The organism is Sphingobacterium sp. NGMCC 1.201703 (assembly GCF_047784615.1).
Classification (GTDB): domain Bacteria; phylum Bacteroidota; class Bacteroidia; order Sphingobacteriales; family Sphingobacteriaceae; genus Sphingobacterium.
Genome location: NZ_JBLOHD010000004.1, coordinates 183408 through 196724 on the forward strand (window position 1 = coordinate 183408; position 13317 = coordinate 196724).

The 13317-nt window shown below is 41.9% G+C and carries 8 protein-coding genes; 1 reads left to right on the top strand and 7 read right to left on the bottom strand.

Features of this window, described 5'->3' with window-relative positions; translation table 11 throughout:
* Positions 1-28 precede the first annotated feature (28 nt).
* Positions 29-985 (bottom strand): carbohydrate kinase family protein, encoded by a 957-nt coding sequence (locus tag ACK8HY_RS09205; RefSeq protein WP_175992116.1) that lies wholly within the window; start codon positions 983-985, stop codon positions 29-31.
* Positions 986-1035: 50 nt separating this feature from the next.
* On the bottom strand, positions 1036-2358 hold the full coding sequence (locus ACK8HY_RS09210) for a sugar porter family MFS transporter (RefSeq protein WP_416133427.1): 1323 nt from the start codon (positions 2356-2358) through the stop codon (positions 1036-1038).
* Between the two features lie 292 nt (positions 2359-2650).
* Here ACK8HY_RS09210 and ACK8HY_RS09215 point away from each other — a divergent pair, with 292 nt between their 5' ends.
* Complete coding sequence (locus tag ACK8HY_RS09215; protein ID WP_077438435.1) at positions 2651-5401, top strand: substrate-binding domain-containing protein; 2751 nt, start codon at positions 2651-2653, stop codon at positions 5399-5401.
* 8 nt (positions 5402-5409) lie between these two features.
* Here ACK8HY_RS09215 and ACK8HY_RS09220 read toward each other — a convergent pair whose 3' ends face one another.
* From ACK8HY_RS09220 to ACK8HY_RS09240, 5 genes are all read right to left on the bottom strand, one after another.
* On the bottom strand, positions 5410-6183 hold the full coding sequence (locus tag ACK8HY_RS09220; protein ID WP_077438436.1) for an ABC transporter permease: 774 nt from the start codon (positions 6181-6183) through the stop codon (positions 5410-5412).
* Positions 6176-7081: an ABC transporter ATP-binding protein gene (locus tag ACK8HY_RS09225; RefSeq protein WP_077438437.1), complete on the bottom strand. Its 906-nt coding sequence runs from the start codon at positions 7079-7081 to the stop codon at positions 6176-6178. The genes ACK8HY_RS09220 and ACK8HY_RS09225 overlap by 8 nt, the downstream gene beginning before the upstream one ends.
* Positions 7081-8358: an erythromycin esterase family protein gene (locus ACK8HY_RS09230; RefSeq protein WP_077438438.1), complete on the bottom strand. Its 1278-nt coding sequence runs from the start codon at positions 8356-8358 to the stop codon at positions 7081-7083. The genes ACK8HY_RS09225 and ACK8HY_RS09230 overlap by 1 nt, the downstream gene beginning before the upstream one ends.
* Before the next feature lie 211 nt (positions 8359-8569).
* On the bottom strand, positions 8570-10186 hold the full coding sequence (locus tag ACK8HY_RS09235) for a RagB/SusD family nutrient uptake outer membrane protein (protein WP_077438439.1): 1617 nt from the start codon (positions 10184-10186) through the stop codon (positions 8570-8572).
* A gap of 9 nt (positions 10187-10195) precedes the next feature.
* The gene (locus ACK8HY_RS09240; protein WP_416133428.1) at positions 10196-13309 is read right to left on the bottom strand and encodes a SusC/RagA family TonB-linked outer membrane protein; all 3114 of its coding nucleotides are present in this window, start codon (positions 13307-13309) and stop codon (positions 10196-10198) included.
* Positions 13310-13317: the final 8 nt, after the last annotated feature.

Here is a 13317-nt window from a genome sequence, read left to right on the forward strand (position 1 = left end):
GCATTTTCCCTCTTTGCGGTACAGGCAGCTATAACTTCATCTTCTGTTCGTTATCGCGGAAGATGGGGTTCAGCCAATGGAAGCGGTTGATATCCGCTTCATTATAAGCGGGACATGCCCCCCTGCTCTGTGTCACAAAACCACTTAAGGTAGCCGCAAACTCAAGCACCTCCTCCAAGGCGATCCCTTCTGCCATCTGAAAGCGTTTGGTCAAAAAAGCCGCTAAAAACGAATCACCACTTCCGATGGTATCTTCCACCTGTACTTTCAATGCAGGAAAATGATAACTGATATTTGCTTTTTTATGATGGTACACTGCTCCAGCCGCGCCATAGGTAACAATAGCTTCCTGAATGGCAAAGCAATCCAACAGCAGATCCACCCGCTGCTGGTCGGTATAGGTTGCCGGCGCACCGCTCCATTCGGCAATGATATGCAATTCCTCTGCATTCATTTTAACGAGATCCGCATAACGCAATAATTCATGCAAGCGATTCGGATCAAAAAAAGGAGCGCGCAAATTAACGTCCATCACCCGAAAAGGGGCTGCCTTTAACAAGGTCAACAGACTTTGGAAGCTCACATCATCGCGACAGGCCAGACTGCCATACACCAAAAAATCCGCTTTGGAAACCGCTTCCAGTACGGCTGGTCCTACTTCAATTTTGTCCCATGCCACAGGATATACAATGTCGTATTGTACATTACGGTCTGCATCAATCGTCACTTCAACCGTGGAGGTTGGTAAACTGTCGTCATACTGAAAAAATGTGGTCGGAACTCCCAACTGTTGACATACTGCCAGCAATTCTTTACCATTTTCATCTCTTCCGATACGGGTTAGCATCTGTGTAACAACACCCAGCTTATTGAGATGATAAGCAACATTTAGCGGAGCACCGCCCAATTTCTTTCCGGTTGGCAGATTATCCCAAAGAACCTCTCCGAAACAAACTCCCTGTATTGATTTATTCAGATTTTTCATTGTCATCTTTATTTGTTCACCGAAGTGATTGGATCTATAATAGCGCTATTTTAATGCAGATTGATTGTCTGCCCCATATCCTCCAGTGAGCGCCCTTTCGTTTCAGGCATAAATTTCAGGACATAAATAAGTTGCAATACCATAAATAGCGCAAAGATCAGAAAGGTACCACCACCGCCGACCATTTCTGTCAGTGCGGGAAAGCAAAAAGTAATAATTGCAGCCATTACCCAATGTGTCAAACTGCCAAATGTCTGCCCTTTGGCACGCACATCATTGGGAAAAATTTCGGAAATAAATACCCAGATCACTGCCCCTTGAGAGAATGCGAAGAAGGCGATAAAACTCATCAGATAGATCGTAATGGCAAAACCTGTTGTCTGCCCTGTATAGAAAGCCTGTGAAACCAGTGCGAGCGATACGATCAAACCGATCGAACCTACGAGCATTAGTTTTTTGCGGCCTATTTTATCTATAAAATTAATGGCCACCAGCGTGAAAATAAAATTGATCACACCGATCCCTACTGTCGAAAGCAGGGAGCTCTGTGAACCTAGGCCGGCCATTTCAAAAACACGCGGTGCGTAATAGATAATCGCATTAATACCCGAAAGCTGATTGAACAGCGCAAAACAGAGGGCCAGTAAAATTGGCCGGGCATTTTCCCGAATAAATAATTTACCCTCACCCGCCAACTTATCTTTTGATTCCTGAATTTTCTGGATTTCAAGTTCGTAGCCTTCCGAATTGAGTCGTTGCATGATCTTTGTCGCTTCAGGTAGGTTATTCTTGTGCAATAACAACCATCTGGGACTTTCTGGAATAAAGAAGATCAGCACAAAAAACAGCAAAGACGGAAAGCACTGCACTCCCAGCATCCAGCGCCAGGATTCCTCCCCGCCCTGTCCGATAAAGTAATTGGATAAATAAGCGATCAGAATGCCCAATACCACATTAAACTGAAAGAGACCCACCAGCTTGCCGCGTGAAGCTGCGGGTGAAATCTCCGAAATATAGATAGGTGCTGTCACGGATGATACACCGACGCCAATACCACCCAAAAAACGAAATAGAATAAATACTGTCCAGTCACTGGCCAACGCACTTCCGATCGCTGAAATAAAATATAAGGCTGCGACAACGAATAATGTGTTCTTTCGGCCCAGTTTATCGGATGGCCAAGCGCCCAATGCTGCACCAACGACCGTACCTATTAATGCAATGGCCATCGTAAGCCCATGCTGAAACTCGCTCAAATGCCAATGTTCCTGCACGGCTTTTTCAGCGCCTGAAATAACAGCTGTATCAAAGCCAAATAAAAATCCGCCTAATGCTACTACAAAAGACCATGCTAATACTGTGTTTTTGTTCATCTTATGATCTACAATTGATTAACTCAAATTTAACCCTAGCTTCACGCTTACTTAAATTTGGAGAGCGCAAAAACATTTATTTATGTAACATTTTTAGAAATAGCACAAACATTTATATACCAACCACTTAAGCGAAATCAAAATTTTCAAACTTTCAGTTTTTAGACATATCTTATAGAAAATGATACATATTTCATCGATCTGTTTTTAGTGTAAAGAATACACTAACAGGGTGCTTATTATCTAAAAAAAACGAAATAATGTATATTCGGAATGTAAAGGGGAAAAAAACATGGGAAAATATACCGTTTATGGCATGTTGGTCCTGCTGCTTTTATGGGGTTGTCAATCGGCAAGCCAGAAAAAGAAGCGGGTCATTGCTTTTTCACAGTGCATCGGAAATGACGCATGGCGGCAAACTATGCTCGAGGAAATGAAACGGGAACTCTCCTTTAATCCTGATATTGAGTTCTTGTACCGCGATGCCCAGGGCAATAATGCGAAACAGATTGATCAAATACGCGAACTGACCAAAGCGGGTATCGACCTGTTGATAGTTTCACCCAATGAAGCCGAACCGCTTACACCGATTGTTGACTCTGTATTCCAGCGCAAAATACCCGTAATTGTTACCGATCGTAAAACCTCTTCAGGCCAATACAACGCTTATGTTGGGGCCGACAACCTGGCCATTGGAAAACTTGCTGGTCAATATAGCCAGACTATCCTCCAAGGTAAAGGAAAGATCGGATTAGTGACAGGATTATCGGGCACCTCTGCGTCAATCGAACGTGAAAAGGGATTTATGCAAAGTATAGCAGCCGTAAGCGGTATGCAGGTCAACGCCATTATCCATGGTGGATGGGAAAAGAATACAGCATACACTGAAATGCGCAAACATATCGCTCAAATGGCACAAAGTGATGTTATCTTTACCTTCAATGATCAGATGGCCATGGGCGTAAAAAAGGCCCTGGACGAGGTGCAACTTCAAAAAGAGATTAAAATCATCGGAGTAGATGCGCTTCCCGGACGGGGTAATGGTCTTGAGCAGATTATGCAAGGTCATATGTACGCCTCTATGCTCTATCCTACCGGTGGAACTGAAGCCATCCGAACCGCACTGGCAATTATTAACAATCAGCATTATAAACGCGAAAACATTCTCGCTACCGCCGTTATCGACCGGACAAATGCCGAACTATTGGCCCTACAGTCACAAAAGATCCAACAGCAACAGGCCGACATTGACAAAAGGCAGGAATTTATCACCGAGCAGAACCGGATTTACCAAAATCAAAAATCTGTCCTCAATGTGCTCGTTGTCAGTTTGGTGCTCGCCGTGGTATTTGGGGGCATTTCCATTATCGTTATCAAAAGCAACTGGGAGAAAAACAAACATCTCGAAATCCAGAACGGAGAGATCCTTTCCCAGCAAAAGCAGATCGTGGAGATGAACAGCCAGATTCAGCAGGCTGCAGAAATCAAAAACAATTTTTTCACCAATATCTCCCACGAGTTTAAAACCCCGCTAACGCTTATCCTGGCCCCTATCGAGGAGCTCGAAATACGGAAAGATCTATCAGAAGATGTCCGAGAGCAGTTGTCGCGTGTCAAAAGAAGTGCGAAAAAATTGCAGCGGCTTGTCAGCGACCTGATCGATATCCATCGGATCAGCAAATCGAAAATCAAGCTCCAGGTATCGGCCGTACATATCGATCCTTTTATACAGCAGGTTATCAACAGCTTTAAACCCTTGCTCAAAAAAAGTAGGATATCAATCAGCTACATCAATAAAAGTATGCTCAAAGAGGTCTGGATCGACGAATATCTGATGGAACAGGTCCTCTCCAATCTTCTTTCCAATGCCATAAAGCACACCGCAACCAGTGGCCGGATTGAAATTTCACTCGAAGAAAATAGTTTCAAAGATTATTTCTATTTGCGCGTACTGGACAATGGTCTTGGGATAGCACCGATTGATATCGAGCATATATTTGATCCTTTCTATCAAGGAACAGGCAGCCGTAGTGGATCCGGAATTGGCCTGGCCTATGTCAAACAGATTGTCGAACTGCACCATGGACAGATCACGGCCAGCAGTAAATTGGGCCATGGTTCGATCTTCACCCTAAGGATGCCTATCGGTAATACCCATTATGAACAGGAGGAGATCCTAACGGCTATATCCGATGTAAAACCTGTGTTCCGGCAACACGAGTTATTGGATACTGAAGTAAAATCTCCTGATAGGAATCTCTCTTTTCATTCCAATAAATCGAAGAGCATTATGATTGTTGAAGATGACGATGAAATCAGAGATTACCTCAGATCCATTCTGGAAAACGATTATAATCTCTTCTTAGCAAGAGATTCGGGGCAGGCCAGCGCTTTGATGAAAACACATTTTCCGGATCTGGTGCTCACCGACATCATGCTCCCTGACGGCAGTGGTCTGGATATACTCAAGGACATCAAGACATTTTACCAAACGGCCCATATTCCAGTCATTCTGTTGAGTGCATTAGCGAACGAAGAGACCATCCTTGAAGGAAATCTACTGAAAGCAGATGACTACATGACCAAACCATTCAATGCCGCAGTCCTTCGGGCAAGGATTGCCAATATTCTACAATCACGGCATCAGCTTAAAGAAAAATATAGTAGTAATGTCGAGCAATTTGAAGCACAGCAATCGGATTCCATCAACGAGAGCAACAGAAGGTTTCTCAATAGCTTTTCGGCTATAGTCGAATCGAAGCTGTCCGATCAGCGGCTGAGCGTGGACGATATCGCCGGTGAACTCAACTTATCGCGCGTACAGCTGTATCGCAAAGTCAAACAGTTGCTCGATTGCAGCATCAGTGAGTATATTGTTGAGAGAAGACTCAAAAAGGCAAAAAGCCTGATGGCTGACGGACTCCATATCAATGAGATCTACAGCCATGTCGGTTTCTCTTCGGCCTCCTATTTTGCCTCAGCGTTTAAAAAGAAATACGGCCAGTCACCGAGCGCATATAAAAAAGAACTGGACAAGAAATAACCGATCGACTATCTAAAAAGTCCTTTCTGCCTAAAAATGTAAAAACTGAGCAGCATAAATAAGAAGATCATGGCGATATTACTATAATCAAGTCGTCCAAAGTCATCGTTTTCATTCATTATATCCAGAAAGGCTTTATAAGTACCTGTATAAGGAATAAAGTCCGAGAAGCTCTTTTGCGCTACAAATACCGAAAACACCAGCATGAACATGCTTATTCCAATGGGATAAATAAAGCTTTTGAAGAGCAGGCTTAAGGCCAATTGGATCATCGAAATAGCCGATAGCGTAATCAAAAGCTTCAGAAAGCTGAAGAAAATCACCAGCCTATAATCGTGATTCTGAAAGCCAAGCACCGGGTAAATCAAACCCAGTATATAGCCGCTGATTAAGAATGCTGCGTAAGCAAACAAGATAGAAAACAGTATGGTTAGCAGGATAAACACGGCCTTTGAAAAGAATATCTTTGACTTATCAAGCGGCAATGTAAATAGTACCTTATAATTGTTATTCCTATACTCCACATCACAACAGGCATAAACAAACAGTGCGATCAGAATAGGGTACAACAAATAAAAAAACTGAAATACATACCTTCCCAACAATACCTTCCAGGGGTTAGGTACTCCAGTTGCTCCTCCCGACCTGATGATATCGTAGATAATATAAGCATCGATCGCGAAAATGAGCAATACCGGAGCGATAAGGACGCCAAAAATCTGCCGGTTTCGAAGCAGTTTAAATTTTTCAGACAAGAAGGCGGTATAAAATGTATTAGTCATTTGATCGGGCAATTAAGTTTATAAAAATCTGTTCAAGATCTGCATTATGGGACTCTAGTCCATAAATTTCAATCTGCTGTTGTACCAAGCATTTAATCATCTGATCAAAGTGGTTGTCACCTGATATTTTCACTACGACCGTCTGTCCCTCAGTTCTTAATACCGAAAATTCGGCATTATTTAAAACCATGGCCGCTCGTGTAGCATCAGAAGTCCGCAGTCGTGCCTCCCTTTCCACCTGACCCAGCAGCTCATTTTTGGTGCCCTGAAATATCATTTTTCCACCCTCAATAATGCCTATATGCGTGGCTATTTTTTCGAGCTCGCTTAGTATGTGACTTGACAGAAATATCGTCTTCCCCTGCTCATTGAGCATGCGAAACAAATTTCTCATTTCTACAATTCCCTGCGGATCGAGTCCATTTAGCGGTTCATCCAAGATCAATAATTGGGGATCGTGAAATATAGCCATGGCAATTCCCAGCCGCTGCTTCATCCCCATAGATAAGGTACTGGCTTTTTTCCTTTTCTCCTTCCGGAGGTCTACCATTTCGAGCACGGCATCGATCCGTTTATTTCCCTTTTTGTGGATGATATCCAAATATTTTAAATTCTCAAAAACCGTTAATTTGGTATAATAGCATGGCGCTTCAACGAGGTTGCCCACATTTGCATAAATAGCGCTTCGATCGGCTTTTAAACTTTTCCCACGAATAAAAATAGCATCAGCACGATCCTCCAGAAGCCCTAGCAGGAGTTTGATGGTGGTAGACTTTCCGGCACCATTCCGCCCAAGATAACCATAGACACTTTTGTCCGGAACATGGAGGTCTATGTGATCTAGAATGGTTTTTGGACCTATTTTAAAGCTAAGCTGATGTGTTAGGATACTTTCCATTAGCGTTTGAGATTTGTTGGTCTTTTATTTAAATCGATATAAAAAATGCCATCAATATAGTCAGCCCATTTTCTTTCCTCCGCAATACCCTGGTTAATGACTGAAACAAATGAACGTTTGAGCGGGGCGGTATCAGGTAGTCCCCGTAGATCCAAAAAGAAATAAGGTACTCCTGTTTGATGGAAAATATTTTCAATGGCTAATTTACCGGCTTTACCCACTATTTGACCTACATCATTTTTCTTTCCATAGGAACTAAAGTCAAGCATATAAGCCTGAGGGCCATATTTCTTTTTAATATAGGTGCCCAAAGGAATGTATTCTTTGTTATAAGCAGTTGAAAAGGTATGGATATTGGCACACCATACAATGATTTTTTTTCCGGCATATAAGGAATCTATTTGATATTGGAGATTTTGGGCCATCAGTGAGTCGCGAAGATGCATACTCGCCATGGATCCAGCTGCATACGACCAGGATTTTTCATAATTAGCTTTTATATCCGCTAGGTATCGACTATAAATCCGGTGTTCCTCACCTCTGCCAGAGGCCCATAAAGCATATTTCAATTTCCCGATTTCATGTAATAACTGGTTTTTAGCTGTAGAATCAAGCTTTCTATTGGCATATCGAGCTAGGGTCAGATACGCTAGATTATTAAGTTCTTTTTTTAATAAGGGATAATTTTTTAGATCGATCTCATTTTTAAGGCAAAATTCCTCCAGCAGCTTTGCACGATTATCGCCAAGTAAACGACCGGAAAACTGAATATCAAATCCACCGAGTGTGATTGGCTTGTCTGATAATTTGGACTTTTGATAGTAAGTTATCAAAGGAGCCGTTTCTTTATTCCGCCACCAGAAATCAAATAATCCCAGGCCAGCCAATGACTGTTTAGGAAGTTGCAACGTCGGGCGATCCATTTCCTTATTCATGACCCACATATCATATTGTCCAGCTTCATACAGCACAATATGATAATCCAACTTCTCATGGAGATAACGGATCAATCGGGATTTGGCCCGAAAAGTCTCTCCATCGTCGTGCGTCATTTCCCCCAACATCAGTATCCTATTATCCTTTAAAATACGGTCGAATACTTGAAGATCGGAAAAGTTACTATCCATGATGGAAATACTATTGATTACCGCTTTATTGCGATTTACATCTACTCGCAGGGCTTGATAATTCGGCGGAAGCCGATCATTGTAAATAAGCTTATTAAAAACTAAAATAATAACAATAAGAGCCGTTAATGCGAAAAGTATACGCTTCATTCTGCACGATTAATTCGGTTTATATTTCCGGAAATAGGTAATTAAAGATACACTATTCCGAACAGTTTCAATTATAAGATGATAATTTTTGTCATTTCCATAAAAATCACCTATGATTTCGAAAATAAAAAACGGTTAAGCATTTACTGCTTAACCGTTTTTACCGAGCCTTGTTATCGTGCATTACGCCTGGATTGTGCTTATTACGCGATTAGTAACCAGGATTTTGTTTCAGGGTTCCTTTGCTGTTGTCGATAACAGCTTGTGGAATTGGCCATAATTCATTTTTTCCGGCTTTGAATGTTCTGTTCTCGGAGAAAAAGCGGTCAGTCAAAGACGTGTAGGTTACTTTTCCTGTTTTGGGATCGACCGTTCCTTTTGACAAAGCACCATTTACCGGACCGTTCATCACATCTTTGGCAATCCCCCAACGGATGATGTCAAAACGACGGCGTCCTTCACCAGCTAGTTCCACACGGAGTTCACGACGTACCAGTTCGCGTAATTTATTCTGTGCAGCATAAACAACTTTATCCACTTTTGGCATTTTTGCACGCTGGCGTACCAGATCGATATTTTCATATACGCTATTATCAACCTTGCCCAGCTCAATTTTTGCTTCAGCATTTAATAACAAGATCTCCGCATAACGCATCACAATAATATTGGTTCCTACATTCCATATATTCGTGTAACTGCTCGGGTCTTGAATGTATTTCCTATAATTGTATGCTGTGCTGGAAGCATTATCAGCAGCAGAAGGATAATCTTTTGAATCTGGATTTAGTGGATCAAAATACTTTCCTTTATATAATGCTCCCGGATAAACGATCGTTGCTGCTAGACGTGGGTCCCTATTTTCATAAGGATTTGCCGGATTATAATTTGTCGACTCTCCGATTGTTTTTCCTTCAGCCGTTTCGTAAGCATCAACTAAACTTTGGGTAGGCACAATTGATCCCCAGCCTCCCATAGAATTTGGTATCATGATGCCCAACATCGTATATGGCTGATCATTCGCTAGATATTCGATGTTCATCATTACTTCACTATTATTTTCATTTGCCTCTTCAAATAAAGTCGCATAGTCCTTAAAAAGCTTATACGTTCCTGAAGAAATAATTTCCTGTGTCGTATTAATAACGTCCTGATGTCTCTTTTGGAAGGCATAACAGCGCGCCAATAAACCCAAGGCAGCCCCCTTGGACATTCTAGTTCCCCCAGTTACAAAGCTTAAATCAGCAGCAGCTTCCTTTAGTTCTTTTTCAACAAAATCCAACACCTCTTTTTGAGTATTTGCCGGAACATAAGCATCCTCTTTCGCCAATGTTTTAGTGATAATTGGCACTCCGCCAAATAAGGTTGCCATATCAAAGTATCGATAAGCGCGAATCACACGAACCTCAGCAATCAATTTCTTTCTTTTCTCCGTCGCCATAGGAGCTTTGTCAATATTCTCTAGTATATAGTTCGCCCGACGAATATGTTCATAAGTATACCTTGAATCAGCATTTCCAGAATTTGTTGGCGTTGCTGTACCATTTCCTAAGGCCTGGAAACCCTCCCATGGAAAATCGCTGTTGGAGTTATCCGAGGTGCAATCCATATAAAAAATCTGTGTTCCATCTTCCCAGGCGGATCCCTCGTTAATTTTTCCATCCGAATTGCTTGTACCACTATACAGACCAGTTACAGCGAAATCTGCTTCCGCTTCTGTTTTCCAAAAATTATCGGCATTAAAAGCATCTAAAGGTTCCTGATCAAGTTTTTGACAGGAAGCCATGAATGCAACTACAGCCAATGCGATTGTTATATTTCTAAGTTTCATGATTTACAATTAAAAGTTTACGTTAAGACCAAAGACATTTGTTTTTACCTGCGGATAGTAATTACCACGCGAATCTGCCGGCGCTTCCGGATCAAATCCTTTTGCAAAGCCCGTAAACGTCAGTAGGTTTTGGCCGCTGTAATATAGTTTTGCGCCCTTGATTCCGATTCTATCTGTAAACGTTTTTGGTAGCGTATAGCCAAAAGTGATATTTTTTAAACGTACATAACTCGCATTTTGAATCCAGAAGTCCGAAGGAGTACCCGAAGGGCTATTTTGTGCCCAGCTGGTCAATGCACGTGGCATAGATCCATTTGGATTTGTTTCGGCATTAAAGCGATCCGCATAGATGGTTGTTGGCTTATCTGACCCAGAGATTCCACCGATAGCTTCGCCCCATAGGTAGCCACTCACTTTGGCTGCACCTTGGAAAAATAGGCTTAGATCAAAATTTTTATAACTCATATTTGACGTCAAGCCAAAGATGAATTTTGGATCTGGCGAACCTAAATACACCCGATCATTACCGTCAATTTTCTTATCACCATTTTGATCTTTGTAAATAATATCCCCGGCACCTATTTCCTCATTTACACCTTTTATTCCACTATTTTTATACTCTTCATTTGAACGATAGATTCCAGCAGATTCATAACCATAAAACGAACGGATCGGTCTCCCTTGTTCATAGACATAAAATGTTCCATTCACCTGTGGTTCATCGCTTGCCCATTTTTTAATCTGGTTATTGATGTAGGAACCATTGGCAGCAATACTGTATTTAAAGTCACCAACGCTATTTTGATAATTGATCTGTAATTCAACCCCATTATTTTGTACTTTACCTGCATTTTGGTATGGAGAAGGAAGGCCGTATAGCTCTGATACAGGTAGTTTTAGCAATACACCATCTGTACGGCGATCAAAATATTCAAAGACAAAACCTAAATTATTCTTTAAGTTCAGATCCAAACCGATATTTGTGCTTGTGGTCGCTTCCCAGCGCAATAACGGATTGGCAGATTGTACGGTTGCCCCACCAGAAACAGGTTTGGTCCCAAACGGATAATTAAATCCAGGAGAAATGGTGAATATGCCTGGATAGAAAGCATCGCCCGTCGGGTATAAATTGTCCGAGGTTGCAGACAACTGCTGATTACCCAATTTACCCCAGCCCCCTCTTAATTTCAATTCTGATATTCCATCAGCTAACGCAGATTCTTTGAAAAAATCTTCCTGTGAAATACGCCATCCTGCCGAAAACGAAGGGAAGGTACTCCAGCGATTATTTCCCAGGAAACGCGAGGTTCCGTCACGTCTTACATTGGCTTCCAGAAGATATTTATCCGCAAAAGCATAATTGATCCGCCCAAAGAAAGAACGCAAAATTAATTTCTTTGCACCGCCATCCACCTTCATGCCGTCTCTGCTTCCTAAATTAAGTTCTGGAAATTCTTGATTCAAAAAACCTTGCGCGTAGGCACTGGAATAGTCAGCCTTGAACGTCTCATCCATAAATCCACCTAAGACATTAAATTGATGATCAGCAATTTTTTTATCATAAGTCAGCAAAGTCTGAAAAGTTAACCGCTCCGATTGGAAATTATAGACTGTTAAGTTATTCATTCCTTGTTTAGGCCCTAGACCACCATTTTGGTCCTGGTATTGAATTTCTTTAACAAATTTGGAAGACATATTATCGATGGGTTGAAATCCAATGACTTGTTTAATTTTCAAACCTTCCAAGATTTTAAATTCCCCCGAAAAATTGACCTGCGTATGCTTATAGATCATATTGTCTTTCGATTCCATATCCATCCAGGCGATAGGGTTACCATCACTACCACGACCGTATACACCATTGCTATATTTGTATGGAATAAAGCTTGGAATCCGATTGACCTGTCTAAAGATCTGCGCCATATCACCTGTATATGGATTTACCGGTTCGGTGATCCGTTGGTAATTATAGGCCAATCCCAGATCAAAGCGCAATCTTTCTGATACTTTAGCACCTACATTGGTCCGTAAGTTATACCGATCAGAGCTCGCTACTTTAATCACACCTTTCTGGCCCAAGTATCCACCGGAAGCCATATATTGTACATCCTCCGTTCCGCCTGTTACCTGCATGTTATGGGACTGTTGAAATCCCGAGCCTTTATACAACAAACCTAACCAATCTGTATTGGGATGCCCATCCGGATCGGAGCCATTTTTGAAAAGCTCGAGATCTTGAGCTGAAAAACGAATATCTTTTCCCTCGTTCTTTAGCGCTTCATTTAAGATTACAGCATGATCATAGGAATTCATATATTCCGGCAGACGCGTTGGATCCTGAATACCGGCGTATCCTGTATAATTTAATTGCGGTTTGCCACTACCGCCTTTTTTTGTTGTAATTAAAATCACGCCATTGGCTGCCTTCGAACCATAGATTGCAGCACTCGGACCATCTTTCAATACGGATACACTTTCAATATCATTTGGATTGATATTATTCATCGAACTTTCGATCCCATCCACAATCACCAAAGGATTGGCGTTGTTGATAGTCCCTAGACCACGAATGCGTATAGTACCATTGTCTTTACCCGGCTGACCGGAATTCTGCGTGATGGTTACACCGGAAAATTTACCTTGAATAGCTGATGATACGTTCGTCACGGGGCGATCTTGTAAGTCTTTTGAACTAATTGCCTGTACCGCACCCGTTAGATTCACTTTCTTTTGCTTGGCGAATCCGACCACGACGACCTCTTCCAACGCCGAATTGTCACTTTCCAATTGAATGGAAACCGTATTCCCGCTGACGGTCACTTCTTTGGATTTATAGCCCACACTGCTTACGACCAAAATATCACCGGTTTTTGCCTTAATTGAAAATGCACCTTTCGCATCCGTGGATGTTGATACCGAGCTACCCTTCACCGAAACCGTCGCTCCTACCAATGGCCCATCCGCTGCCGTGACCTTACCTCCAATCGGATTTTGTTCAACGACAAGCCCGGCATTTATCAATACAGCTGGCCGATCTGCCGCAAATGTCTGTTGCGAAGACGCCACAAGAAGAGCAATAGCAAGTAGGCTTACCTTTTGGTTACTTGTAAATTTTGAAATCATAATTAAAT

Bases quoted from the DNA above. Each gene is read 5' to 3' on its own strand.
- ACK8HY_RS09240 (WP_416133428.1), bottom strand. From the start codon at position 13,309: ATGATTTCAAAATTTACAAGTAACCAAAAGGTAAGCCTACTTGCTATT.
- ACK8HY_RS09225 (WP_077438437.1), bottom strand. From the start codon at position 7,081: ATGGAAAGTATCCTAACACATCAGCTTAGCTTTAAAATAGGTCCAAAA.
- ACK8HY_RS09230 (WP_077438438.1), bottom strand. From the start codon at position 8,358: ATGAAGCGTATACTTTTCGCATTAACGGCTCTTATTGTTATTATTTTA.
- ACK8HY_RS09210 (WP_416133427.1), bottom strand. From the start codon at position 2,358: ATGAACAAAAACACAGTATTAGCATGGTCTTTTGTAGTAGCATTAGGC.
- ACK8HY_RS09205 (WP_175992116.1), bottom strand. From the start codon at position 985: ATGAAAAATCTGAATAAATCAATACAGGGAGTTTGTTTCGGAGAGGTT.
- ACK8HY_RS09215 (WP_077438435.1), top strand. From the start codon at position 2,651: ATGGGAAAATATACCGTTTATGGCATGTTGGTCCTGCTGCTTTTATGG.
- ACK8HY_RS09220 (WP_077438436.1), bottom strand. From the start codon at position 6,183: ATGACTAATACATTTTATACCGCCTTCTTGTCTGAAAAATTTAAACTG.
- ACK8HY_RS09235 (WP_077438439.1), bottom strand. From the start codon at position 10,186: ATGAAACTTAGAAATATAACAATCGCATTGGCTGTAGTTGCATTCATG.